Origin of the sequence: Buttiauxella agrestis (genome assembly GCF_900446255.1) — a bacterium.
In the GTDB taxonomy this organism is placed as follows: Bacteria; Pseudomonadota; Gammaproteobacteria; order Enterobacterales; family Enterobacteriaceae; genus Buttiauxella; species Buttiauxella agrestis.
Genome location: NZ_UIGI01000001.1, coordinates 2,074,499 through 2,096,378, shown reverse-complemented (window position 1 = coordinate 2,096,378; position 21,880 = coordinate 2,074,499). Strand labels below are relative to the sequence as shown.

The following is a 21,880-nucleotide window of genomic DNA, read 5'->3' as shown; positions in this document are numbered from 1 at the left end:
GAGCCCTACTGCTGCGCACAGAGTTGCTATGGATTAAAAGCGTTGATGACAGTCCAGAAAAGTACACGGCAAATAGCAAAAATGGATAATACCTGTACGACTATTATTAGGAATCACTCATCAAAGACATTATAGTATCGACGACCATTTCTAATTCTCTATAAAATTATTCATTTTTAGCCATTTTAATTAATGGGGGTTTTCTTTTGTTTAGTCATTTGACTTATTGTAAATCGATTGGTGCTTTTCTGTTGGCAGGCATGGTGCTATTTAGTGAAAATGCTATTGCCGACTCAGTGCTGGATAAAATACTTAACACTCATAATATCAGGCTCGCATGGGTTGATAACACCAAACCTATTTCATGGCTGTCAAATGGAAAACCCGCTGGCATGGCGATAGATATCTGCCTGGATGTAGTCGAAAATCTCAAGCACCGTTACAAAACGAATATTAATGTCACATGGGTGAAAGTCACTACTGCCGCCCGTTTTCAGGTTATAGCGAACAACCGGGCGGAAATCCTTTGTGCCGTTGCAGCTAACACCGGGCAACGTGACAAATTAGTGGCTTTTTCTACTCCCTGGCTTTATACCAAAATGAATTACCTGACTAAGAAAGCAGATAATATCAGTAATAAAGAGATGCTGGCCGGACATACTGTGGGCGTCATTAGTGGTGGGACATCAGCCATCGTGCTGGCGAAAATGAATCAACAATTTAATTACTCTATTTCCGTTAAATTAGTCAGAGACTTTAACGAAGGATTTAGTTTACTTGCCGATGACCATATTACGGCATTTGTTACTGATGATATTATCATTCGTGGAAAACTGGTTGATATTCCTGACAGAGAAAAGTATCAAATGAGTCCCGAAGGTTTTGGTGAAACATTATCCTACGGACTGGTTGTCGCAAAAGATGCATATAATATGAAAGATATTATTAATGAAGATATAAAAGCGATGTTTACCTCCGGGCGATTCGATAAATTATATAACAAGTGGTTTATGTCTCCAGTCTCGCCTTCTGGCGGAAGTGTCCAGCAACCCATGTCTGAAAAACTCCTCGAGCAAGAAAATCGCTTACTGAGTACACAGGATAACTCAGCTCAACAGCAACGCTGATGCCGTAGTAAACTTTCCAGGCCAGCTCCATATGTTAATGAATGATATTAGCTAGAAAATTAGATATTTGGAAAATATCGAGAAGGTTTTCATCTGAAAATCTCCGGTTATCACCCAAAAAAATGACCGAAAAGTGTTTGGATTCGCGGGAAAAGCAGTTTATGTTGTTATGGGTCTGTTACGAAAAACCCCGGAGACTGAAAGTGGATTTCTGGCCTTTCTTGGGCAAGCACCGCTAAGGTGTTGTTTTAAATGACAGATAAAAAAAGACCGAATACTAATTTTGGTCTTTTTTATCAGTCAGTTACATGAATGGATGGCGACAAAGTGACTACAACCAGCAGATGGCATTTACAACCAGTAGCTCACAACTATTTATCAACAACTGCACTCTAATTTAGGTATTACTAAGTTCGACCTGGCATCTGCTATCGTAAACTTTTTTTACGCGGAAATCATTTATCTCAAATACAACATAGTAATCCCAGCTTAAATTAAATTTTTTTTCTGATATAATTTCAACTATTCTATATAAAGAAACATCCTCTTTATTCAAACAATTATAACCACCAAAATAAGCATCACCTTCAATCCAACCATGTGAATAAATTATTAAATCTTTAGTTTTGTTATCAGTTACCACTTTCATAACAAATTTCATATTTTGCGTTAAGATTAATCCATCAAATCTTGAGACGTATGGTGATATTGTAGCTTCTTTATAATCTGAGTGATATTTATTAATGCATTTCACACTTCCTCCACTATGTAGAAGGAGTGTAATCTCAAACAACTCTGAATAGTCGGGATGGTATTTCACACCCTCCTTATCTAGCCACATGCTTACATCATCAAATTCTACCAATGCTGTTTCAAAGGGCTTAAGTAACAGCGGAGGCTGGAAATCTTTTAATATAATTAAGTTACCATCATTTAACTTACAAAGTATTTTTTTAATACTATATGTTTTATCTCTCTGATTTTTTAATATAAAATCCGTCAGTTTATCGCCACTTTCCCTAAAGCTTACCGAATATGAAAATGCTACTTTATTAGAAATTTTCATATAAGCAAAATAGATTGCAAAGGTTGCAGCAAAGAGTGAAAGAGGCAATCCTTTTAGGAAATCATAAATTGATGAGCAGTACTCTAAAACGTGTTGGTTTAACATTGTTATGCGCTTTTAAAAGTTGAACTTTAATGGTTACACTAGTAATCACATTATAACTTGTGTGATGTTAACTCATCGGCCCAATCGTAGGCATTCATCATTTCACCAGTATCACGCAGGATGACATCTCCCTCAACACGATCAATCCGGAAAGTTTTAAATTTATGAGATAGATGACAGTAACCTTCAATATAATTACCATCACACTTCTTCACATCGACATCCCTAAAACTACTTTCACCATTAGCATTGACGTAATTGAATGCAATATTTTTTAAACCGCCTGCATCCATACCCAAAGTGAAATTTTTAGAAGGTAAGGAGCTAAAAGAAGTCATTCTTTTTGGTGCACCAATGTCTACTAATATAGATTTATGCTCATTGGAGAGATCTTTACCTGCACTGTTTTGAGACTTATAGATTTGGTTAGAACGACTAACAATGGCAGATCCCAACAACAGCATAACAATAGTTACAAGCGGGTCAACCTTCACCATTACAACCGCAGCAGTAAAATATATTATAGCGAATAACGATTTTGCTAAATTAATATAGCTGCAATTTCCTTTCAAATAAATACTGCGTATAGCCCATACAGTACTGATCAATCCAATAAGAGCAAACGTATATATCATTAAATTCTCCTTTTTCTAAAAATTATATTCCATAGTTAGAACCACTTTACCGGTAGTTGTTACTTCTTCAGCACCACAGGTAAAGTTTGAGGTTTTATTTGAAACTGTAATTTTCCTACCAGGCAAAAGTGTGACATCATAGACATCATATTTATTATCAATTCCCAGTAACCAGCGACCATTACTAATTTCCACCACACCTAAATCAACTATCCACGTAGAAGCACTGCTATATAAGAATAGTGGCTCATCTATGGAGTGAGATATAAAACCTAAATCTATATTCCATTGCCCTGCATCATGCAGAACACCTGCTGCCAGGTTCTTGCGTGGAATTAACGAGCCACAAGGTATAGCGGCACTCTCAATGTATTGCGTACCTTTCCCGGTGGCTAACCATTGCAGTGACACTCCAGTATCTAGAGCACAAGCCACAACAACATCACCAGGGAAATAATCACGTCTTACCCATGTGCTTACAGTACCCGAGGATATTTCAAGTAAATCACAAAGTTGCTTTTGCATGGTAAATCCATATGCATCCATTATGCGACGCAATACTGGTTTACCACCATTTGACATGATCTCTTCATATAAGGCTTTGCCTTGCCCTACCTGAACCCTCGGACTTAAACTTGCTTTTGCAAGCTCACCGGTCACAATCCAATTCACATCTGCGCCTGTATCCAAAGCGCATTGGACAATTACATTTCCCGGAACGTGCCCTCTTTGTATCCAGCTGCCTACATTGCTACTTGCAATACCTAGTTTTTCTGCAAGCTCCTTCTGCATTTTAAAACCATATGCAGACAAAATCCTTTCAAGAACCTCAGGTGCGATCGCATTTTCAATTCGCATAAGTTTTATCAAATCTCTTTTTTATGTTTACACAAACAAAAAAGGGATCTAAAGTGAATACACACCACATGTAACACCATAGAACACAACCATTAATACGGAGATACTGCGTTATGCATACTGAAAATGCAAACTCTCAGCTCACATCTCAGATGCTGGCCTCCCCTGACTTCATTGCAAGCATCGCAGCCCAGTTAGTTCCTGCCATCAATACTGCTCTTGATCAGGCTCTGGAAAAAGCCGCAGCACTAGCTAATTCCCCTACCATGTCCAAAGAAAACTTTTGCGCTGCCAATGGCATCAGTAGTTCTCTGCTTGAAAAGTGGATTGCAAATGGCGTTGTACTTCTTGCCCCAACTCCCACCACAAAGGTCACTCGCACAATCACCTGCAAAGAGACCGGTAAATCACGTAAAGATGTGATGGAAAAACATGGTAACGCATTGATTAACGTTGCCGCATGGCGTGAAAAGAATCGCCAGCATGCAGTCAATTGTCGCTACATCAAACGATAAACTTGATTATGCAAGTTTAAGGATGAGCAACCATGTTTGATTATCAAGTTTCTAAACAGCCCCACTATGAAGATGCCTGTCGCAATTTCGCTACAAAGCACAACCTGGCTGAACTAGCGGAAAAACTCGGTATGCGCCCTCAGGTGCTACGCAACAAGTTAAATCCAGAGCAGCCGCATCAGTTGAATATTCCTGAGCTGATGGCTATCACTGACGTCACTGAAGATCCATCGTTAGTTGATGGATTTCTGGCTCAATTGCATTGCCTGCCATGCGTGCCGGTTAACGAATTAGCCGATGACAAACTCCAGTTATACGCTCTTAAAGCAACTGCCGAAGTAGGCCTGATTGCGGCAGGTGCAGTATCTGATGAAAAGCTTACAGCGTGCCGCAAGCATTCGATGGTTGAGAGTGTCAATTCGGGTATTCGCTATTTGTCTCTTGCTGCAATGACGATGCACGCACGCTTACAGACCAATCCTGCCATGAATAGCGTGGTTGATACTGTCAGTGGTTTAAGCGCTTCATTCGGTCTGATTTGAGGTGATGCATATGCAACCGTCATTCGCTTCATTACTGAAACGCCAAAGCCCTTCCATGAGTTATGGACACGGCTGGATTATGGGTGAGAACAAACATCGCTGGCACCCGAGCCGCGACCAGTCTGCATTGTTAAATGGGCTGCGTACTCGCAAGCCATCACTCGTTACCAGGCTGATTAAGCGCTGGAGGACTAAATGAAAAGTGCTGCTCTGGCTGAATCCATAAAGGCACCACAAACGGCGTTTAACAATGTGTATCTGATACATGCTCGGATTGATGCCCCGTTAAAAATGACCGGTGACGAATGTCTCGCGCGTTTCCGCCAGCAATTAAAAGCGACCAACAACACTGCGCTGCGCAATTTTAATAAGCTCGACAATAACTTTAAATTCGTTGTCCTGACACTGGCTAACCGTCTGGAACCATCATCATTTAAACCTGATGAAATCGGTAAGCCCTTTGAATTTTTCGACCAGGAGCGACGTTTACTGATTATCCGTTCAATGAATGAAATTACCCGTTGGGGAAGTTTACTCCCGACAAGATTTTCAAAACACGATTGCTATTTAGCTGAGTAATTAATCCATTCCAGAAAATCAGGCGTAAACCCGCCAGGCATTCTTTTGCCCCAATTTAGGAGAGCGATATATGCGTAATACCGAAAGCAGTAATGCAAGGAATAATGAAGTATCCAAGCTTAAACAGCTACTCGCAGAAGCAAAAAGTGAGGAGCGACGCGCCAGAGCAGAGGTAATGGCCTCTCGACTTCTGAATTTAGCGAACCACATTAGAGCCAATAAGCTTGAGATAAATGAAGTGCTGGATTTACTTTTTCAGGAAAGCGAGACATATCGCCATCAAGCAATGGAGCTGCACTAATGGCCGACTCAATGGATTTAGTACAGCAGCGTGTAGATGAAGAACTGGCACGCAATATTAAACACGCTCGCCCTCAGCCTCAGCGTGCCGCCAGTGCGTTCTTTTGCGAAGAATGTGACGCTGCTATTCCCGAAGCACGTCGCGCTGTGGTACCCGGTGTCACGCACTGCATTACCTGTCAGGAAATCGCCGAGCTGAAAAACCAGCACTACAAGAATGCGATATGAACCGCATTAACTTCGCCTGGCCGTGGAACGCAGCACGGCAGGCGATTGCCAGCCCCTATCTGACCTACAAAGAACAGCATCGCCGTGATCGAGAAATTGCGGCGTTGCTGCGTGCGCGTGATGCACTGGCTAAACAGCCAGAATGTGTGCGCTACGATATTAATCGTCGGGTCGATTATTTAGAGCGTAACTTCGGTGCTCAACGAGCCAATGCTCACCTCGTGACGTTTGTCAGGCGAGCATTGCCACGGCTTGAGCTGGTCGCCGGTATTTATCAAATCTCCGGCATCGACAGCCACCTTTCACAGCAATTATTTGGCGGTCGTTTTGATGCGCCGGACATCCGTTTTCTTGCCTCAAAACTGGTGAACCTGACCGCCCGATATAACCGCCTGCAGGATATGTCCAAAGCCGACATTGAACTGCTGGCCGCTGATATTGCGAATTACATTAACGGTGAGATCGGGACTATCGAGGGCGATGTCGGCAGGTTAAAAGTGCTGTATGCGATTTATATGCGTGCGGCACAGATTGCCCGTCATTTCAGGTGTCAGCCGCCATTGTGGGAACGCGTCACCACTAAATTAGTTTCCCTTGATGATATTGGCCCTGCGGTGTTGCGCATGGTCAATGAAAAATGGTGGCGTGGGCGTTTACGCCGTGTCGCTTCTGAATGGCGTGAACATCTGCAAATCGCCCTGGGAAATGTCAGTAAAAAACACACTCCCTACGCCAGCAAATCATGCGTTGCTGAATGGCGTGAACAAAGACGCCGTACCCGTGAGTTTCTCAAAGGAATGGATCTCGAGGACGAGGAAGGAAACCGCATCAGTCTGATTGATAAATACGATGGCAGTGTGGCTAATCCTGCCATCCGTCGCGGGGAATTAATGACGCGCATCAGCGGGTTTGAAAAGATCTCAAACGAGCTGGGTTATGTGGGCGAATTTTACACCCTGACCGCGCCGTCGAAATACCATGCCACAACCAAAGCAGGCTACCGCAACAGCAAGTGGAACGGTGCCAGCCCCTCAGATACGCAAAGCTATTTAACCTCAGTCTGGTCGCGTATTCGCGCCAAACTTCACCGCGCTGAATTGCGCATTTTTGGTATCCGGGTTGCAGAACCTCATCACGACGGCACACCACACTGGCACATGCTGATATTCATGCGTCCCGAGGATGTCTCTCGCGTGCGCGCCGTCATGCTGAAATATGCGCATCAGGAAGATGCTGCCGAGCTGGTGAGTGATAAAGCCCGTAAGGCTCGCTTTCATGCCGAAGCTATCGCCCCGGAAAAAGGCAGCGCCACCGGCTATGTGGCGAAATACATCAGTAAAAACATTGATGGTTTTGCCCTTGATGATGAACGCGATAACGAAAACGGTGAGCTACTAAAAGAAATGGCTCCGGCGGTTGCTGCCTGGGCGGCTCGTTGGCGTATCCGTCAGTTTCAGTTTGTCGGCGGTGCTCCTGTGACGGTTTATCGTGAGCTGCGAAAAATGGCTGATACCGAAACCGCTCACGCGCTCAGTGTTGAGTTTGCCGCTGTACATGATGCTGCTGATGCTGGTCAATGGGCTGATTACGTCAACGCGCAGGGCGGCCCGTTTGTGCGCCGTGACGAATTGCAGGTGCGTACCTGGTATGAATCATCCGAAACTCTCAACGAGTACGGCGAGGAAAGCACGCGTATTAAAGGTGTTTTTGATACCACCGTCGGCAGTGATACACCGATTTTAACCCGACTCATTCAGTGGAAGATTGTCCCGAAACTTGCCCTTGATTTGGACGTTGACCTTCAGGGCGATCCTTCGCCCTCTCGGAGTTCTGTCAATAACTGTACGGGGGAGACTTTCGCAGCGCCCCCTTCCCCGTCAGAGATTGACCTAAGTAAACCTCTGAGCCGGTCGGCCAGACGAAAATTAGCGGAACGAATAACAGTGAAGAAGCCAAAACGGCTGCATTCATCACCCTACCCCGATATTTCTAACGATAAGGCGGTGAACTTGCTCATTGAGAACGCTAAGGAACAAACTGGTGAAACCATAAACCGTGGTACAGCTCTGCATCTTATCGCTGGCAGTAAAATGTCTATCGATGGCAATTGGTATAGAGGCACAGCTAATGGCGATTTAATCGCTACGAAACCAGACACCACGGCATCGAGAGTTAAAAAGCTTTGGAAAGGTATGGAAAGAATGCACAACGTTGATACAAACAAGGTTGTTAATGACCCATTCGGCCAGTATGCGGAGATGCTCAAGAAGGCTGACCGTGCTGCGTGGGAGCGCCTTTTCGGAAACGATAAAACGAGGCAGCGAATTTGCGCAACTTTCAGGCAAGAATAAATTATCTATTGTTTTCATGACTATAATTCCAGTCACGGGATGATAATTTCCTTCACAAATGTTAACCGCACATGATACTGTATATTCATACAGTGAATTTATCGAGAGGAACTCATGCTGATGGAAGAGACCAGCCGCGCCCAACATAAGTGGGCATGTGTGCAATTTATCGCTGAGGTATCACTGATTGCGAATTGCAAACCATCAGATTTAAAGCTGGCGCTTTCGCTGATTGCAGACCTGGCAAACAGTGAAAATGAGAATCAGGAAAGTGATGATGTTTACTACGAAGCGAAGTGATTTTTCTGCAGAAAATCTTACATCCATTTTTGCAGAAAACCCCATTTCACGCGCTAAAACGCGTGCATGCATATAGTGCATGGAATCGCATGATCGTAAATGGATCGTTTATAACGAAGCCTGCCAGTTCTGGCGGGCTTTGTTGTATCTGTTGCACCTGCATTAAAACCGACCCATGAAGCGGGCAGGCGTGGCGGGGATAGCATTGCGCGCTGAGCCGCTTTCCATTTTATTATTTGTACTGCTTCAAACTTCGTCTGATGTTCTCCCCTTTATTGGAAGGAAGTGCTGAATGCCCGCTTCGTGCTTTTAAGCGCTAATTGAATGTCGCAAACTTCCAAGAGTTTAAGTTGCACCAATAAACATCGGAGCTTTACTATTACTTAGTTATTAACTTATCAAACCAACATAGCTGAATGCAGATGCTCTGAATAATGGTGTGTCCTATTGAATCAGTTAGTTAAAAATGTTGTTAAAACTTCTTACAGGGGAAGTAATGTCTATTCCAAAAGCCTTCATTTCATACTCACATGATTCTCAAGAACATAAAAAATGGGTTCTTGAGTTTGCTACTCGCCTTCGTAACAACGGTGTTGATGCCCTTCTTGACCAATGGGATTTGAAGCCAGGAGATGATCTTCCTCACTTTATGGAGCAAGGATTAAGCACCGCAGACCGTGTACTCATGGTTTGCACGGACAAGTACGTTGAAAAAGCGAACTCAGGTGCTGGCGGAGTAGGATACGAAAAAATGATTGTTACAGCTGATATGCTAAAGACGATCGACTCAAATAAGGTAATCCCATTAATTCGTCAAAGCGGGAGTCAGGATGTTCCAAACTTCCTCCGCTCGAAACTTTTTTTAGATTTCTCGCGCCCAGATCAATATGAATTTTCTTTTGATGAACTGATAAGAGCCTTGCACAATGCTCCTCTTTATGAAAAACCATTAGTTGCAAATAATCCCTTTACTCCTATTTCTCAAACCCCTCCCAACCGCACGGGGGATGGTGTTCTAGTAGTCATGAAGATAGTTACCGCGCTTTTTGAGCGCCAAACCAGAGATTATGTCTATTATGGTGAACTGGTTAAACATGCGCCTATGTCCAGAATTATGTTCGATATATATATCGAAGAAGCGAAGTCATTAGGTTTAATTACTCAAGATACTGAGAAGGATGTGTGGCTTACAACGACAGGCAAACACTATGCGATTCAACACAATATTATTAAATAAGATATATTATTGATCACCTTATTGTATTGTACTGATGTTTTAAGACATGCCGCTGAGTTTAGAGGGAAGTATCATCTGTGGGCGGCATGTTGTTGAATCAGGGGAAGTGAATCGCGGGCGCAAAAAAGCCGCTACATGAGCGGCTGATATCAGAGTTATTCGGCGGGTGCCAGTTCGTAAGGTTTAAAGCGGATCACCTCTGCACCAATCCACTCATTCACCTCTTTAATTCGCTCCTGTAAAGGCGTCAGCTCATTACGCACAAACACCTGTGCGGCTTTCACCACGTCACCAAACCCGCCGGTATTGTTGGGGATGACCCCCATCATTTGCGGTGGTACACGGTGCGCGCTCATTAAATCCTCTGCACTGGCTTTCTTGATGTTAAAGAAATCGTCCTTAGTCGCCACTTCACTGAGCGGCACGATTTTAATCCCGTCCGGTTTGCCGTTTGGGGCATAGAAAAACAGGTTCTTAAAATTCCCTAATCCCTTTGAACTGCGCATCGCCTCGCGTAGCGCCTCCACGTCGGTGCTGCTCTGCGCGGCATCAGTCACATACATGATGTAACCGGCATGCGCGCCGTTCTGGTAATACTTACGGCGAAACAGCGTGGCCGATTCATTCAGCCAGGCCGAGTTAAGCGCGCTGAGATATTCCGGCAGACCGTACAGCTCCTGATTAATGTCTGGCTCCAGTAAATGGAACACCGAACCTGGCGCAAACTCATGCGGGGTGACAAACGACTGTACGAACCAGTACGCGTCCTCGGCGGTGCCTTTGCGGGTGTATTTGGCCGGTGAAGTTTCCAGCCTTAACAGCTTGCCGGTGACGCTCATGCGCTTTTCTAAAAAGGCATTACCGAACACCAGAAAATCCAGCGCAAAACGGCTGAAATCCTGCTGCGATAAGAGCGGGTGCGGAATGAATGTTGAGGCAAGAATATTGCGCTTCACATAAATCGGCGAGCTGTGGTGAACGGCGGCACGCAGTGTTTTGGCGAGTCCCGTAAAACTCACCGGCGGCTCAAACCATTTGCCGTTACCGACGCACTCGGTGTAATCGAGAATGTCACGACGGTCGAGCACCGGCGACGGTTCGCCAAAGGTGAAGGCTTCCATTTTTTGCGGTGCCGCAGCCGGTGTTGTGATTGTGTTTTTTGCTGCGTGATGTTTGCGTTTCTTCGCCATCAGTTGAACTCCAGAATTGAGGTGGATGCCTGACCGCTTCCGGCGGTTAATGGCTCATTTAACAGCGCGTGCATGGTCGCCCATGCGACATCAGCGTGGCTGGCTTCTTCACTGCGGCTGGCTTCATAGGTGGCACTGCGACCGCTCCCGGTCATGGTTTTGCGGATTGCCATAAACGAGGCGGTGATGTCGGTGTAACTCACGTCGTATTCCAGGCATCCCCGGCCAATGGTGTCTTTGGCTTTGAGCACCATCGCGGTTTTCACCTCGGGGCTGTAGCGGATTTCCCGCACTGCCGGGTAGAACGCTCTGACGAGCTGGTAAACACCCTGCCCGATGCCGGTCGCATCGATACCGATGTACTCGACGTGGTATTTTTCGGTGAGCTTTTTGATGGATTCAGCCTGTGTGGCAAAGTCCATCCCCTTCCACTGGTGGCGCTCCAGAATGCGGAATTTACCTCCGGCCACCACTGGCGGTGCCAGCACCACACAACCGGCACTGTCGCCGGTGTGTGACGGGTCGTAACCAATCCACACCGGGCGATAACCAAACGGGCGCGTCGCGAACGGCTGCCAGTCATCCGCCCAGGCTTCCATGCTGTCGACCATGCAGCGTTGCAGCTCCTCGAACGGAAACACCGAGGCTTTGTCATCGACAAACTCACACATAAATAAATTGCGGAAATCATCGGCGCTGTTTTCGCGTTTCAGGGTGTCGAGATTAAACAGGTCACAACCCCCGGCGAGCGCATCCTCAATGGTGACAATCTGCCGCCACTGACCGTCGGCGCAGGCCACGCCGTTTTTTAACGCCGCGTGACTGATATCCAGATCCACACACTCGCTTTTATCCGACCGACCTTTGTTAAACAGCTCGCCTGACCAGAACGGGTACGCACCATGCGCCAGCGTGGACGGTGTCGAGAAATAGGTAGAACGCAGGTGCTGTTGCGAGGCCATGCCGCTGGCGACTTTGCGCAGCTTCTGGAAGTTGGGTATCCAGAAAATCTCATCAACCAGCAGGTCGCCGTTATGGCTCTGCGCGGTGTTGGAGTTGGTGCCAAGGAAAATCAGTTTTGCGCCGTTATTGCCAATGACAATCGGGTCGCCGGTCAGGTCAACATCGACCAGGCGCGCAAACTGGATGATGTACTCACGGAACACATACGCCTGCGTTTTACTGGCCGAGAGGAAAATCTGGTTATGGCCGGTTTTCAGCGCACGTAACAGCGACTCACGCGAGAAATAAAACGTCGCGCCAATCTGGCGGGATTTGAGGATATTGCGGATACGGTGTTGCAGTCCCGCCTGGTGCCAGCCGAGCTGATATTCAAAGGATTCGGCAAAGAAAATCTCCTCCAGTTTTTCGATAGCTTCATCGCTGAAATAGTTCTTTTTCGGCTTCTTACGCTCGCCTTTATTGCGGTTCGCCACGTTGGGATTTAAATCCGCTTCACTGCCGGTCTGGCTATAGCGATTCACCCTCGCCAGCCGCTCAATCTGTCGGCCTAACAGGTCGATTTCCTTGAAGTCGCCACCGTCTTTTTTGGTCTTGGTGATGAGCTGAATCAGGCGCGCTTCAAGACTGTTTTCCACGCGGGTGATCGGCGCAATGCCGTCCCATCCGTCGCGCTGTTTCCAGCTCTGCACCGTCGGGCGTTTCTGGCCGAGCATTTCAGCAATCTGCGGCACGGAAAATCCCTGCCAGTAAAGCAGTGACGCCTGTCGACGTGGGTCAAGTGTCAGGGAGGTGTCTGTGGTGATGGTCATGATTGCCTCGCGTTATTCGATGATGCAAGGCTACTGAAGCGAGGATGGATGCGCGCTAAGGTGCTGTTGTGTCAGGGGTAAGCCATCCGGGATGAATGGCAGGCCGGGTGTGGAGTCTGGAAACTAAGCCTGACCCAATCACCCACACTCAGGACTCCTGACCATGGCAAAAAAAGTTTCTAAATGGTTCCGCATCGGCGTCGAAGGTGACACCTGTGACGGTCGCGTCATCAGCGGCACCGACATTCAGGAAATGGCCGATTCATTCGACCCACGTGTTTACGGCGCACGCATCAACCTCGAACACATCACCAGTGTGTTACCCGACAGTCCTTTCTGCCGATACGGCGATGTCACCGAGCTGAAAGCTGAAACCATTGATGATGATTCAGCGCTGAACGGCAAGCTCGCGCTGTTCGCCCGCATCACTCCGCTGGCGAACCTGGTCGAAATGGTCGGTAAAGGCCAGAAGGTCTATACCTCCATGGAAATTCGCCCGAATTTCTCCAACTCCGGCAAGTGCTATCTGATTGGCCTCGCGGTCACTGACGACCCGGCAAGCCTCGGCACGGAATATCTGGAATTTTGCTCCCGAGCGAAAACCAATCCGCTTTCTGGCCGCAAAGAACGCCCGGAAGATTTGTTCTCTGTCGCCACCCTGGCCGAACTGGAATTTGAAGACCAGCCCGACACCCTGCTGACCAAACTGACCGACACCGTGAAAGGTATTTTCAGTCGTAAACAGGCGGATGACGATGCACGTTTTAACGACGTGCATGAGGCGGTAACGGTGGTCACCGAGCAGGTGCAGGCCAACCACGACGCCACCGAGCAGCGCCTGAATGCGATGGAGCAATCCTTCAGCACCCTCAAGGGCGAACTCATCACTCAGCTTGAAGAAAGCCAGCAAAAGCTGTCAGCGCTGGAAACCTCCCTCGATAAAACCGAAAGCTTTGCGCAGCGCCGCCGTGAACCGTCGAGCGGCGGCAATGGCGACTCGATGCTGACCAACTGCTAAGCCCGGAACAAAACCAACACTCATTCAGGAATAACAATGAAGCCACAGACCCGATTTAAATTTAATGCCTATCTCACCCAGGTGGCGAAGCTCAACAACGTCGACGCCGGTGATATGACCAAAAAATTCAGCGTCGACCCGTCCGTCACACAGACCCTGATGAACACCATGCAGGAGTCATCCGACTTTCTGACCCGCATCAACATGGTGCCGGTCGCGGAAATGAAGGGTGAAAAAATCGGTGTCGGTGTCTCCGGCTCGATTGCCAGCACCGCCGATACCGCCAGCGGTGACGAACGCAAAACCGAAGATTTCACCGCGCTGGAGTCCAACAAATACGAATGTGACCAGATTAACTTCGATTTCCATATTCGTTTCCGCACGCTGGATTTATGGGCGCGTTTCCAGGACTTTCAGCTCCGTATTCGCAACGCCATTATCAAGCGTCAGTCGCTCGATTTAATGATGGCCGGTTTCAACGGTATCAAGCGTGCGGCCACCTCTGACCGCAGCAAAAATCCACTGTTGCAGGATGTAGCCGTCGGCTGGTTGCAGAAGTACCGCAACGAAGCGAAAGCGCGCGTGATGGATAAAGTCACCGCCGATGATGGCAGCATTATTTCTGATGTGATCCGCGTGGGTAAACACGGCGATTTTGCCAACCTCGACGCGCTGGTGATGGATGCGACCAACAACCTGATTGCGCCGTGGTATCAGGAAGATCCGGATTTAGTTGTCATCTGCGGTCGTCAGCTGCTGGCGGACAAATATTTCCCGATTGTGAACCAGGACCAGGCCAACACCGAAGCGATGGCGGCGGATGTGATTGTCAGCCAGAAACGCATCGGTAATCTGCCCGCGGTGCGCGTACCGTACTTCCCGGCCAATGGCCTGATGGTCACCACGCTGGAAAACCTGTCCATTTACTACATGGACGACAGTCACCGCCGCATCATTGATGAGAACGGCAAGCTCGACCGCATCGAAAACTACGAATCAATGAACATTGATTACGTGATTGAAGACTACGCCGCCGGTTGCCTGGTGGAAAACATCACGCTCGGTGAGTTCCCTGAGCCGCCGAAAGATGAACCGGCGCAGGAGGCGTAAGCCATGACGAGTCCCGCCGCACGTCACATGATGCGGGTCTCGGCCATTGTGACCGCGCAGCGGGACGATAACCCGCTGCGCCATGCAAGTGCTTACGAGCAGATGCTGGTCAAACTGGCTGCCGACCAACGCACGTTAAAAACCATTCATTCCATTGAGCGCAAGGCGGACAAAAAGCGCGCGCTGTTGCCGTCCTATGCGCCGTGGGTTGCCGGGGTGCTGAGTGAGGGCAAAGGCGCGCAGGATGACATCGTGATGACCGTCATGCTGTGGAAGCTCGATGCCGGTGACATTGCCGGTGCGCTGGAAATTGCCCGCTACGCGATGCAGTACGGTCTCACCATGCCCGCCCTGCACAAGCGCACCACGCCGTATGTGCTGGCAGAGGATGTGGCACTGGCGGCCATGCGTGCTCACGCCGCCGGTGAGCCGGTTGATATTACGCTGCTGCTGGCAACCCAGACGCTGACCAGTGCCGCCGATATGCCCGACAAAGTGCGCGGACGCCTGCACAAAATTACCGGGCTGGTACTGCGTGACGCCGGGCTGCTGGCGGATGCGCTGGAGCACCTCAAGCGTGCGATGCAGCTCGATGCACAGGCGGGGGTGAAAAAGGACATTGAGCGTCTCGAAAGTGCGCTTAAGCCGAAACCCGCACCGGTTAAAAAGCTAAAGACAAAACCCAGAGCGCGTAAACCTGCGACCACACCAGGCAAACGCGGTCGCCCCCGCAAAGTGGATAAAACCACCGGTTAAGAATGCGCCCCGCGCCGGACGGCACGCCGGTTGAGACAGGTTCGTCCTTCATCGATACCGGCGTCCACCGTCCACCTATTTTGAGGTTGTCATGACGACAGTGATTATCAGCAAGCCCGATGTTTCGCCGGGTGTGGTTATTCCCCCGCCGCCGGTGCGCGAGCCGGTTATCAGCAACACCTTCTTTTTCCCGGCAGTCGACCCGGTGCGCGTCCGGGAGCTGATGCGCCTTGAGCACACCGTCACCCCGGAGCGGTTGCGGGTGGCGATTAAGGACGGTATCGCCGAGACCAACGCCGAGTTATTCGAGTACCGCAGCGCGCAGATGGCACTCGGTTTTGAGTGCCTGGCCGATGTACCTGCCGAAATACTCGACGGCGAAAGCGTGCGCTGTTTTTACTACCTGCGCGCTGTGGTGGCGATGACCACCGCAACCCTTTACGAGCGTTATCGCGGCGTGGATGCGAGCGCCAGAGGCGACAAAAAAGCCGACGACGTGGAAACCACCATTGATGAGCTGTGGCGCGATATGCGCTGGGCGGTGTCCCGGTTGCAGGGGAAATCACGCTGCATCATCGGGCAAATCTGATGAGGGTGATTGCCCTCCAGGGCGACACGCTGGATGCACTCTGTGCGCGCCATTACGGGCGCACCGGGGGCGTGGTCGAAGCGGTGCTGCTGGCAAATCCCGGTCTCGCCGATATGGGCGAAGAAATGCCCCACGGCACCGCTGTTGAGCTGCCGGATATCGATTCTTCCCCTGTTGCGGAGACGCTGAACTTATGGGACTGACAATGGAAAAAATCACGACGTTTGTCACCTACTGGCTGTCGGTGGCGCTGGCGTATTTCGGGACGCAGACGCCGGAAAAAATGGCGCTGTATGTCGGCGGAGGCTGTGCGATTTTCACCGCGCTGGTGAATTTCTGGTATCGCCGTCAGACCTTCCGCTATCTGCGCGCAATGGGGCTGGATGAGGGGGTGATACGTGGCATCAATCGTTAAACGTTGCAGCGTGGCCGTGGTGCTGGCGCTCGCCGTCCTGGTGCCGGATTTCCGCTTACTGAAAACCTCACCCACGGGCTGGCGCTGATTGCTGACCTCGAAGGGTGCCGCCTGAAACCGTACCAGTGCAGCGCCGGTGTCTGGACATCGGGCATCGGTCACACCGCAGGCGTCACCCCGAAAGGCAATATCACCGAGCAGCAGGCCGCGCAGAACCTGGTCAGCGACGTGCTGAATGTTGAGCGCCGCCTTGCTGTCTGCGTGCCGGTCGATATGCCGCAGCCGGTGTATGACGCGGTGGTCAGTTTTGCGTTTAACGTCGGCACCGGGGCGGCCTGTCGCTCAACGATGGTGAGTTACATCAAGCGTCATCAGTGGTGGCAGGTTTGTGATCAGTTGCCGCGCTGGGTGTTTGTGAATGGCGTCAGAAATACCGGGTTGGAAAACCGCCGCGCACGTGAGCGTGCTTACTGCCTGAAGGGGGTGCAATGAAAACGCTGATGATTTTGCTGTTACTGGCCGTCGCCGGTCTGGTGTGGATGAAGCGCGAAAACAGCACGCTCACCCGCTCGTTTGAAAAGGCCAACCGTGTTGCCGGAGAGCAGAAAACCCAGATAACCATGCTGCGCAATCAGCTCGATGTTGCCGCCAGACTCCGGCAGCGTAACGAGCAGGCTCAGGTTGATTTACGCAATAAACTCGCCACCGCGAATACCCTGGCGGCGAACCGTGGCAACACCGTGACGAGGTTACTCAATGAAAATAAAGCGCTGCGTGAGTGGTATGAGTCTGATTTGCCTGATGACATTATCCGGCTGCACACCCGCCCCGCCTTCACCACCACCGCCGATTATTTACAGTGGCTGTCCGAAAGTGGCGCTGTGCCAGATACCGGCAAGCCGCCCGCGCACTAACGGCGATTTAAGCGCGGACATTCGCCAGCTTGAGGCGGCACTGGTGAGTTGTGCAGCCCAGACTGAAACCACAAAACATTGCCAGGACGAACTCGATGCTCAAGCCCGCCAATTTACGCAAAGCCCTTTGTGATGCAGCGCCGGTGCTGCGTAATAACCCGGACATGCTGCGCATTTTTATCGACAGCGGGAAAATTGCTGCAACCCTTGCGACCTCGTTGTCGTTTGAAAATCAGTACACGCTCAACATCGTGGTCACGGATTATCACGGCGATCTGGATTATCTCATCGTGCCGGTCAATGCCTGGCTGCGGGAAAACCAGCCCGACATCATGACCACTGACGAGGGTAAGAAAAGAGGCTTCACGTATATCGCCGATATCAACGATGACGAAAGCGTTGATGTCAGTATCAGCCTGATGCTGACTGAGCGCACGCTGGTCAGGCAGGAAGGTGAAGCGCTGCACGTGAAACATGCAGCCGAGCCACCATTGCCGGAGAACGTCACGCGGCCAATGGAGCTTTATGCGCATGGCGAGCTGGTGAGTCAGTGGTATGAATGAGTTCAAGCCTTTCGAGGATAAACTCGCCGGGCTGATTGCCAGCCTGTCACCGGCTGCGCGCCGCAGAATGACGGCAGAGATTGCGAAACAACTCAGAACCTCGCAGCAGCAACGCATCAAGCGCCAGCAGGCACCGGACGGCACACCGTATGCCGCCCGGAAACGCCAGCCAGTGAAAGGCAAAAAAGGTCGGGTGAAACGTCAGATGTTCACGAAGCTGCGCACCAACCGGTATATGAAAGCGAAAGGCACCAATGAGGCTGCTGTGGTGGAGTTTACCGGGCGGGTGCAGCGTATGGCGCGGGTGCATCAGGAAGGGTTAAAAGATAAGCCTAACCGCTACAGTGAGAGTGTGCAGTACGAGGCTAGACCATTATTGGGCATCGACAAAACATCTATACAGCTGATTGAAAAGGAGTTATTAATTACGCTGTCGGAATCTTTTAAGAATTAATGGCCTAACAATGGATGAGAAATTTAGTTTGCTGAGAGCTAAAATAAAGGCTTCGCAAAGATTAGTAATGAATAAGGTTATTTCAGAACACGGGACGGATATCTGTGTGCTGTGTGGAAGTGAAAATGAAATTACTCGAGAGCATGTCATACCTCAATGGGCTTTCGAAGCTAACCAAAATAAATCCCTCGTTAACACCAAAAACAATCAATCTTCTAGTTACATCAAAACCACAATTCCAGCTTGTAGGGTTTGTAATTCAGAATTGCTTGGTGCTTTTGAGGATAATCTCAAAAGAATATTATTAGAAAAAAATGGCGGAGACCTCAATCAATTTGAAGTCGATTGCATTATTTGGTGGTTGCAATATCTTGGGTTTAAATTGCAACTAATGGATCTTAGGTCGAAATTTCTTCGTTATAAGGGGAAGGAATATATACCTTTCCTTTCTGATATCCCTGTCGCCATGTTCTGGGGTGAGATAGACACTACTCCACATAAAGTTTTTAATACCATCAGAAAAAGCAGGAGAGAGCTAATAAAGAAAAGGAAGGCTAAGAAATCAAACTCTCTTTTGATATTTGAAACAAGCAATGAAAGCTTTCACTTTTTTCATAAAGTTGATGAATTTATTTTTATCGAAATACCGCAAGTGAAAAAAGCATTTTTCTTCTTTTTTAATAAAGAGTTTGATGACCATAATTTAGCGCACGCTGAATGTATGGAAATAATCAAAAAAGTATATAACGACTGACCTCCATGTTGTGTCACTTCTGACAATACGCTTATGCATTGCTGCCTGGTGCTCCGGGCGGCATCCTTTCCCCTATGAATACTCTCTCATCACTCCAGGAAGTTGCGCGCCAGATGCGCAATCTTATCCGCACCGGCATCGTGACCGATGTCGATACCGCGCGGGCGTTATGTCGTGTTGAAACCGGCGGGATTACGACCGACTGGCTTCACTGGCTAACGCCCCGCGCCGGTCGCTCGCGTACATGGTGGGCACCGTCTGTCGGCGAGCAGATATTAGTGCTGGCGGTGGGCGGCGAGCTGGACACCGCTTTTGTCCTGCCGGGCATCTATTCCGATGACCACCCCGCGCCATCAGCCTCTGCTGACGCGCTGCATATTTCTTTCCCTGATGGTGCCGTGATGGAGTACGAACCGGAAACCGGCGCACTCACCGTATCAGGCATTAAAACCGCCTCGGTCACGGCGTCTGAATCTGTTGTCGTCACTGTGCCGGTGGTGACGGTTAAGGCCAGCCAGAAAATTACCCTCGATACGCCGGAAGTGGTCTGCACCAGTAAGCTCACCACCGGCACGCTGGAAGTTAAGCAAGGCGGCAGGATGAGCGGCAATATCGAGCACAGCGGCGGCACCTTTAAATCCAACGGTGTGCAGGTTGATGACCATAAGCACGGTGGCGTCGAGCGTGGCGGAAGCCGGACGGAGGGGACGCAATGACGGTGCGTTATCTCGGCATGAATCGTGCCACTGGTCTGAGTGTGTCCGATTCCGGACATATCAGTCAGAGCGTGCGCGACATTCTTATCACCCCCATTGGCTCACGCGTGATGCGCCGCGATTACGGTTCGCTGCTGTCGGCACTGATTGACCAGCCCGATAACCCGGCACTGCGCCTGCAAATTATGTCCGCCTGCTACATGGCAATCCTGAAATGGGAGCCACGCATCCGGCTGACGGCCATCACCTTTGAGAGCACCACCGCAGGCACATTATTTGTCGACATCACCGGCGTGCGCACCGGCACCGGTGGCGCGTCATTTTCCTTAACCATCCCCCTGAGCTGACACTATGGCAACCATTGACCTGAGCCAGTTACCCGCCCCGGATGTGGTCGAGGTGCTGGACTATGAAACCTTACTCGCCGAGCGCAAAGCGACGCTGATTTCCCTCTATCCCGAAGAGGAGCAGGAAGCGATCGCCCGCACGCTGTCGCTGGAGTCCGAGCCGATTGTGAAACTACTGGAGGAAAACGCCTATCGTGAGCTGCTGCTGCGCCAGCGCATCAACGAGTCGGCGCTGGCGGTGATGCTGGCATTTTCCAGGGAAAATGACCTCGATGTGCTTGGCGCAAATAATAACGTCACCCGCCTGGTCATTACGCCTGCCGATGACACCGCTATCCCGCCGGTGCTGGCCGTGATGGAATCCGACAGTGATTTCCGTCTGCGCATTCAGCAGTCCTTTGAAGGGCTGAGTGTCGCCGGTCCGGTCGGCGCGTATCAGTTTCATGGCCGCAGTGCCGACGGGCGTGTCGCGGATGTGTCGGTAATCAGCCCGTCACCCGCCTGCGTCACCATTTCCGTGTTGTCGCGTGAGGGCAACGGCACTGCCAGTAGCGAACTGGTGAATATCGTCAGTCTTGCCCTGAATGATGAGAACGTGCGCCCGGTGGCTGACCGAGTGACGGTGCAGTCAGCGGTCATTGTCGACTATGAAATCGACGCCACGCTTTACCTTTATCCCGGCCCGGAAATGGAGCCGGTCAGGCAGGCTGCCGAAGCGAAACTCAAGGCTTACATCAGTGCGCAGCACCGCCTCGGGCGCGATATTCGCAAGTCTGCCATTTATGCCGCCCTGCATGTGGAAGGCGTGCAGCGCGTCGAACTGGCAAAACCGCTGGCCGATATCGTGCTTGATGACACGCAGGCCTCGTACTGCACCGATTATCGCCTCGTTATCGGTGGCTCCGATGAATAGCGTCCGCCTGTTGCCGGTGGGTTCATCACCGCTTGAGCTGGCGGCCGCGAAAGCCTGCGCGGAACTCACCCGTGTACCGGTGCCACTGCGTCAGCTCTGGAACCCGGAGACCTGTCCTGCGCCGCTGCTGCCGTATCTGGCCTGGGCGCTTTCCGTCGACCGCTGGGATGAAACGTGGCCGGTGGACATCAAGCGCGGCGTGATTAAGGCCGCCAAATACCTGCACAAGCATAAAGGGACAATTGGTGCCATCCGGCGCGTGGTGGAGCCGCTCGGCTACCTGATAAACGTCACCGAATGGTGGCAGACCAATGATGCACCCGGCACCTTTCGCCTCGACATTGGCGTGCTGGAAAGCGGCATCACAGAGGAGATGTATTACGAGATGGAGCGCCTGATTGCCGATGCAAAAGCGGCGAGTCGTCACCTGACCGGCCTGAACATTATTCAGGATATCCCCGGCAATCTGTACACCGGCGGCGTCAGCTATGACGGCGACATTATCACCGTTTACCCCGGATAAAAG

30 protein-coding genes and 1 pseudogene are annotated in these 21,880 nt (G+C 49.9%); 26 read left to right on the top strand and 5 right to left on the bottom strand.

Translation table 11 applies throughout. The annotated features are described in order from the left end of the window. The first annotated feature begins 206 nt into the window (after nucleotides 1–206). Nucleotides 207–1,127: a transporter substrate-binding domain-containing protein gene (locus tag DY231_RS10165; RefSeq protein ID WP_115628255.1), complete on the top strand. Its 921-nt coding sequence runs from the start codon at nucleotides 207–209 to the stop codon at nucleotides 1,125–1,127. Between the two features lie 397 nt (nucleotides 1,128–1,524). On the opposite strand, the gene DY231_RS10160 is transcribed toward DY231_RS10165, so the two are convergent. The 3 genes from DY231_RS10160 to DY231_RS10150 are packed head-to-tail and all read right to left on the bottom strand — an operon-like array spanning nucleotide 1,525 to nucleotide 3,791. Then, nucleotides 1,525–2,298: a hypothetical protein gene (locus DY231_RS10160; protein WP_115628254.1), complete on the bottom strand. Its 774-nt coding sequence runs from the start codon at nucleotides 2,296–2,298 to the stop codon at nucleotides 1,525–1,527. Nucleotides 2,299–2,348: 50 nt separating this feature from the next. Further along, complete coding sequence (locus DY231_RS10155; RefSeq protein WP_115628253.1) at nucleotides 2,349–2,933, bottom strand: hypothetical protein; 585 nt, start codon at nucleotides 2,931–2,933, stop codon at nucleotides 2,349–2,351. 15 nt (nucleotides 2,934–2,948) lie between these two features. Continuing rightward, complete coding sequence (locus DY231_RS10150) at nucleotides 2,949–3,791, bottom strand: phage repressor protein CI (protein WP_115628252.1); 843 nt, start codon at nucleotides 3,789–3,791, stop codon at nucleotides 2,949–2,951. Between the two features lie 113 nt (nucleotides 3,792–3,904). On the opposite strand from DY231_RS10150, the gene DY231_RS10145 reads away from it, so the two are divergent. From DY231_RS10145 to DY231_RS10105, 9 genes are all read left to right on the top strand, one after another. After that, the gene (locus tag DY231_RS10145) at nucleotides 3,905–4,306 is read left to right on the top strand and encodes a hypothetical protein (protein WP_115628251.1); all 402 of its coding nucleotides are present in this window, start codon (nucleotides 3,905–3,907) and stop codon (nucleotides 4,304–4,306) included. Between the two features lie 32 nt (nucleotides 4,307–4,338). Then, nucleotides 4,339–4,848, top strand: a complete 510-nt coding sequence (locus DY231_RS10140; RefSeq protein ID WP_115628250.1) for a phage regulatory CII family protein — start codon at nucleotides 4,339–4,341, stop codon at nucleotides 4,846–4,848. Between the two features lie 10 nt (nucleotides 4,849–4,858). Then, on the top strand, nucleotides 4,859–5,047 hold the full coding sequence (locus tag DY231_RS10135) for a phage filamentation protein Fil family protein (RefSeq protein WP_115628249.1): 189 nt from the start codon (nucleotides 4,859–4,861) through the stop codon (nucleotides 5,045–5,047). Continuing rightward, complete coding sequence (locus tag DY231_RS10130; protein ID WP_115628248.1) at nucleotides 5,044–5,427, top strand: hypothetical protein; 384 nt, start codon at nucleotides 5,044–5,046, stop codon at nucleotides 5,425–5,427. Before DY231_RS10135 ends, DY231_RS10130 begins: the two co-directional genes overlap by 4 nt. Nucleotides 5,428–5,497: 70 nt before the next feature. Next, nucleotides 5,498–5,728, top strand: a complete 231-nt coding sequence (locus DY231_RS10125) for a DUF2732 family protein (RefSeq protein ID WP_115628247.1) — start codon at nucleotides 5,498–5,500, stop codon at nucleotides 5,726–5,728. After that, nucleotides 5,728–5,955: a TraR/DksA family transcriptional regulator gene (locus DY231_RS10120; protein WP_115628246.1), complete on the top strand. Its 228-nt coding sequence runs from the start codon at nucleotides 5,728–5,730 to the stop codon at nucleotides 5,953–5,955. Before DY231_RS10125 ends, DY231_RS10120 begins: the two co-directional genes overlap by 1 nt. Further along, nucleotides 5,952–8,306, top strand: coding sequence for a replication endonuclease (locus DY231_RS10115; RefSeq protein ID WP_115628245.1), 2,355 nt, complete (start codon nucleotides 5,952–5,954; stop codon nucleotides 8,304–8,306). Before DY231_RS10120 ends, DY231_RS10115 begins: the two co-directional genes overlap by 4 nt. Before the next feature lie 114 nt (nucleotides 8,307–8,420). Further along, complete coding sequence (locus DY231_RS10110) at nucleotides 8,421–8,606, top strand: hypothetical protein (RefSeq protein ID WP_115628244.1); 186 nt, start codon at nucleotides 8,421–8,423, stop codon at nucleotides 8,604–8,606. 496 nt (nucleotides 8,607–9,102) lie between these two features. Continuing rightward, on the top strand, nucleotides 9,103–9,843 hold the full coding sequence (locus DY231_RS10105) for a toll/interleukin-1 receptor domain-containing protein (protein WP_218568337.1): 741 nt from the start codon (nucleotides 9,103–9,105) through the stop codon (nucleotides 9,841–9,843). 155 nt (nucleotides 9,844–9,998) lie between these two features. On the opposite strand, the gene DY231_RS10100 is transcribed toward DY231_RS10105, so the two are convergent. Together DY231_RS10100 and DY231_RS10095 are read right to left on the bottom strand one after the other, a co-directional pair. Then, nucleotides 9,999–11,033, bottom strand: a complete 1,035-nt coding sequence (locus DY231_RS10100; protein ID WP_115628242.1) for a phage portal protein — start codon at nucleotides 11,031–11,033, stop codon at nucleotides 9,999–10,001. Continuing rightward, nucleotides 11,033–12,805, bottom strand: a complete 1,773-nt coding sequence (locus DY231_RS10095; protein ID WP_115628241.1) for a terminase ATPase subunit family protein — start codon at nucleotides 12,803–12,805, stop codon at nucleotides 11,033–11,035. The genes DY231_RS10100 and DY231_RS10095 overlap by 1 nt, the downstream gene beginning before the upstream one ends. Before the next feature lie 163 nt (nucleotides 12,806–12,968). Here DY231_RS10095 and DY231_RS10090 point away from each other — a divergent pair, with 163 nt between their 5' ends. The 16 genes and pseudogenes from DY231_RS10090 to DY231_RS10020 all read left to right on the top strand — a co-directional run bounded on the left by DY231_RS10090 (nucleotide 12,969) and on the right by DY231_RS10020 (nucleotide 21,877). Beyond that, on the top strand, nucleotides 12,969–13,823 hold the full coding sequence (locus DY231_RS10090) for a GPO family capsid scaffolding protein (RefSeq protein ID WP_115628240.1): 855 nt from the start codon (nucleotides 12,969–12,971) through the stop codon (nucleotides 13,821–13,823). Nucleotides 13,824–13,859: 36 nt separating this feature from the next. Continuing rightward, nucleotides 13,860–14,933 carry a phage major capsid protein, P2 family gene (locus tag DY231_RS10085; protein WP_115628239.1) on the top strand — a complete coding sequence of 358 codons (1,074 nt, stop codon included), beginning with the start codon at nucleotides 13,860–13,862 and terminating at the stop codon, nucleotides 14,931–14,933. Between the two features lie 3 nt (nucleotides 14,934–14,936). Continuing rightward, nucleotides 14,937–15,689 carry a phage terminase small subunit gene (locus tag DY231_RS10080; RefSeq protein WP_115628238.1) on the top strand — a complete coding sequence of 251 codons (753 nt, stop codon included), beginning with the start codon at nucleotides 14,937–14,939 and terminating at the stop codon, nucleotides 15,687–15,689. 91 nt (nucleotides 15,690–15,780) lie between these two features. After that, nucleotides 15,781–16,278: a head completion/stabilization protein gene (locus tag DY231_RS10075; protein ID WP_115628237.1), complete on the top strand. Its 498-nt coding sequence runs from the start codon at nucleotides 15,781–15,783 to the stop codon at nucleotides 16,276–16,278. Beyond that, nucleotides 16,278–16,481: a tail protein X gene (locus DY231_RS10070; RefSeq protein ID WP_115628236.1), complete on the top strand. Its 204-nt coding sequence runs from the start codon at nucleotides 16,278–16,280 to the stop codon at nucleotides 16,479–16,481. Before DY231_RS10075 ends, DY231_RS10070 begins: the two co-directional genes overlap by 1 nt. Beyond that, nucleotides 16,472–16,693, top strand: a complete 222-nt coding sequence (locus DY231_RS10065; RefSeq protein ID WP_115628235.1) for a primosomal protein — start codon at nucleotides 16,472–16,474, stop codon at nucleotides 16,691–16,693. The genes DY231_RS10070 and DY231_RS10065 overlap by 10 nt, the downstream gene beginning before the upstream one ends. Further along, a pseudogene (locus DY231_RS10060) lies at nucleotides 16,677–17,185 on the top strand (lysozyme). Before DY231_RS10065 ends, DY231_RS10060 begins: the two are co-directional and overlap by 17 nt. Continuing rightward, nucleotides 17,182–17,607 carry an Rz-like lysis system protein LysB gene (lysB, locus tag DY231_RS10055; RefSeq protein WP_115628234.1) on the top strand — a complete coding sequence of 142 codons (426 nt, stop codon included), beginning with the start codon at nucleotides 17,182–17,184 and terminating at the stop codon, nucleotides 17,605–17,607. Before DY231_RS10060 ends, lysB begins: the two are co-directional and overlap by 4 nt. Further along, complete coding sequence (lysC, locus tag DY231_RS25320) at nucleotides 17,495–17,740, top strand: Rz1-like lysis system protein LysC (RefSeq protein WP_256682658.1); 246 nt, start codon at nucleotides 17,495–17,497, stop codon at nucleotides 17,738–17,740. Before lysB ends, lysC begins: the two co-directional genes overlap by 113 nt. Continuing rightward, the gene (locus DY231_RS10050) at nucleotides 17,703–18,170 is read left to right on the top strand and encodes a phage tail protein (protein WP_115628233.1); all 468 of its coding nucleotides are present in this window, start codon (nucleotides 17,703–17,705) and stop codon (nucleotides 18,168–18,170) included. The genes lysC and DY231_RS10050 overlap by 38 nt, the downstream gene beginning before the upstream one ends. Next, nucleotides 18,163–18,624 carry a phage virion morphogenesis protein gene (locus DY231_RS10045; protein ID WP_115628232.1) on the top strand — a complete coding sequence of 154 codons (462 nt, stop codon included), beginning with the start codon at nucleotides 18,163–18,165 and terminating at the stop codon, nucleotides 18,622–18,624. The genes DY231_RS10050 and DY231_RS10045 overlap by 8 nt, the downstream gene beginning before the upstream one ends. Before the next feature lie 10 nt (nucleotides 18,625–18,634). Further along, on the top strand, nucleotides 18,635–19,378 hold the full coding sequence (locus DY231_RS10040; RefSeq protein WP_256682657.1) for a hypothetical protein: 744 nt from the start codon (nucleotides 18,635–18,637) through the stop codon (nucleotides 19,376–19,378). 74 nt (nucleotides 19,379–19,452) lie between these two features. Continuing rightward, nucleotides 19,453–20,094 carry a phage baseplate assembly protein V gene (locus DY231_RS10035; RefSeq protein WP_115628230.1) on the top strand — a complete coding sequence of 214 codons (642 nt, stop codon included), beginning with the start codon at nucleotides 19,453–19,455 and terminating at the stop codon, nucleotides 20,092–20,094. Continuing rightward, nucleotides 20,091–20,441 (top strand): GPW/gp25 family protein, encoded by a 351-nt coding sequence (locus tag DY231_RS10030; protein WP_034496726.1) that lies wholly within the window; start codon nucleotides 20,091–20,093, stop codon nucleotides 20,439–20,441. The genes DY231_RS10035 and DY231_RS10030 overlap by 4 nt, the downstream gene beginning before the upstream one ends. Before the next feature lie 4 nt (nucleotides 20,442–20,445). Further along, the gene (locus tag DY231_RS10025) at nucleotides 20,446–21,354 is read left to right on the top strand and encodes a baseplate assembly protein (RefSeq protein WP_115628229.1); all 909 of its coding nucleotides are present in this window, start codon (nucleotides 20,446–20,448) and stop codon (nucleotides 21,352–21,354) included. Further along, nucleotides 21,347–21,877: a phage tail protein I gene (locus tag DY231_RS10020; RefSeq protein ID WP_115628228.1), complete on the top strand. Its 531-nt coding sequence runs from the start codon at nucleotides 21,347–21,349 to the stop codon at nucleotides 21,875–21,877. Before DY231_RS10025 ends, DY231_RS10020 begins: the two co-directional genes overlap by 8 nt. The last annotated feature ends 3 nt before the right edge of the window (nucleotides 21,878–21,880 follow it).

Coding starts and splice junctions, on each gene's coding strand:
- DY231_RS10160 (WP_115628254.1), bottom strand. CDS start 2,298: ATGTTAAACCAACACGTTTTAGAGTACTGCTCATCAATTTATGATTTC.
- DY231_RS10155 (WP_115628253.1), bottom strand. CDS start 2,933: ATGATATATACGTTTGCTCTTATTGGATTGATCAGTACTGTATGGGCT.
- DY231_RS10150 (WP_115628252.1), bottom strand. CDS start 3,791: ATGCGAATTGAAAATGCGATCGCACCTGAGGTTCTTGAAAGGATTTTG.
- DY231_RS10145 (WP_115628251.1), top strand. CDS start 3,905: ATGCATACTGAAAATGCAAACTCTCAGCTCACATCTCAGATGCTGGCC.
- DY231_RS10140 (WP_115628250.1), top strand. CDS start 4,339: ATGTTTGATTATCAAGTTTCTAAACAGCCCCACTATGAAGATGCCTGT.
- DY231_RS10135 (WP_115628249.1), top strand. CDS start 4,859: ATGCAACCGTCATTCGCTTCATTACTGAAACGCCAAAGCCCTTCCATG.
- DY231_RS10130 (WP_115628248.1), top strand. CDS start 5,044: ATGAAAAGTGCTGCTCTGGCTGAATCCATAAAGGCACCACAAACGGCG.
- DY231_RS10125 (WP_115628247.1), top strand. CDS start 5,498: ATGCGTAATACCGAAAGCAGTAATGCAAGGAATAATGAAGTATCCAAG.
- DY231_RS10120 (WP_115628246.1), top strand. CDS start 5,728: ATGGCCGACTCAATGGATTTAGTACAGCAGCGTGTAGATGAAGAACTG.
- DY231_RS10115 (WP_115628245.1), top strand. CDS start 5,952: ATGAACCGCATTAACTTCGCCTGGCCGTGGAACGCAGCACGGCAGGCG.
- DY231_RS10110 (WP_115628244.1), top strand. CDS start 8,421: ATGCTGATGGAAGAGACCAGCCGCGCCCAACATAAGTGGGCATGTGTG.
- DY231_RS10105 (WP_218568337.1), top strand. CDS start 9,103: ATGTCTATTCCAAAAGCCTTCATTTCATACTCACATGATTCTCAAGAA.
- DY231_RS10100 (WP_115628242.1), bottom strand. CDS start 11,033: ATGGCGAAGAAACGCAAACATCACGCAGCAAAAAACACAATCACAACA.
- DY231_RS10095 (WP_115628241.1), bottom strand. CDS start 12,805: ATGACCATCACCACAGACACCTCCCTGACACTTGACCCACGTCGACAG.
- DY231_RS10090 (WP_115628240.1), top strand. CDS start 12,969: ATGGCAAAAAAAGTTTCTAAATGGTTCCGCATCGGCGTCGAAGGTGAC.
- DY231_RS10085 (WP_115628239.1), top strand. CDS start 13,860: ATGAAGCCACAGACCCGATTTAAATTTAATGCCTATCTCACCCAGGTG.
- DY231_RS10080 (WP_115628238.1), top strand. CDS start 14,937: ATGACGAGTCCCGCCGCACGTCACATGATGCGGGTCTCGGCCATTGTG.
- DY231_RS10075 (WP_115628237.1), top strand. CDS start 15,781: ATGACGACAGTGATTATCAGCAAGCCCGATGTTTCGCCGGGTGTGGTT.
- DY231_RS10070 (WP_115628236.1), top strand. CDS start 16,278: ATGAGGGTGATTGCCCTCCAGGGCGACACGCTGGATGCACTCTGTGCG.
- DY231_RS10065 (WP_115628235.1), top strand. CDS start 16,472: ATGGGACTGACAATGGAAAAAATCACGACGTTTGTCACCTACTGGCTG.
- lysB (WP_115628234.1), top strand. CDS start 17,182: ATGAAAACGCTGATGATTTTGCTGTTACTGGCCGTCGCCGGTCTGGTG.
- lysC (WP_256682658.1), top strand. CDS start 17,495: ATGACATTATCCGGCTGCACACCCGCCCCGCCTTCACCACCACCGCCG.
- DY231_RS10050 (WP_115628233.1), top strand. CDS start 17,703: ATGCTCAAGCCCGCCAATTTACGCAAAGCCCTTTGTGATGCAGCGCCG.
- DY231_RS10045 (WP_115628232.1), top strand. CDS start 18,163: ATGAATGAGTTCAAGCCTTTCGAGGATAAACTCGCCGGGCTGATTGCC.
- DY231_RS10040 (WP_256682657.1), top strand. CDS start 18,635: ATGGATGAGAAATTTAGTTTGCTGAGAGCTAAAATAAAGGCTTCGCAA.
- DY231_RS10035 (WP_115628230.1), top strand. CDS start 19,453: ATGAATACTCTCTCATCACTCCAGGAAGTTGCGCGCCAGATGCGCAAT.
- DY231_RS10030 (WP_034496726.1), top strand. CDS start 20,091: ATGACGGTGCGTTATCTCGGCATGAATCGTGCCACTGGTCTGAGTGTG.
- DY231_RS10025 (WP_115628229.1), top strand. CDS start 20,446: ATGGCAACCATTGACCTGAGCCAGTTACCCGCCCCGGATGTGGTCGAG.
- DY231_RS10020 (WP_115628228.1), top strand. CDS start 21,347: ATGAATAGCGTCCGCCTGTTGCCGGTGGGTTCATCACCGCTTGAGCTG.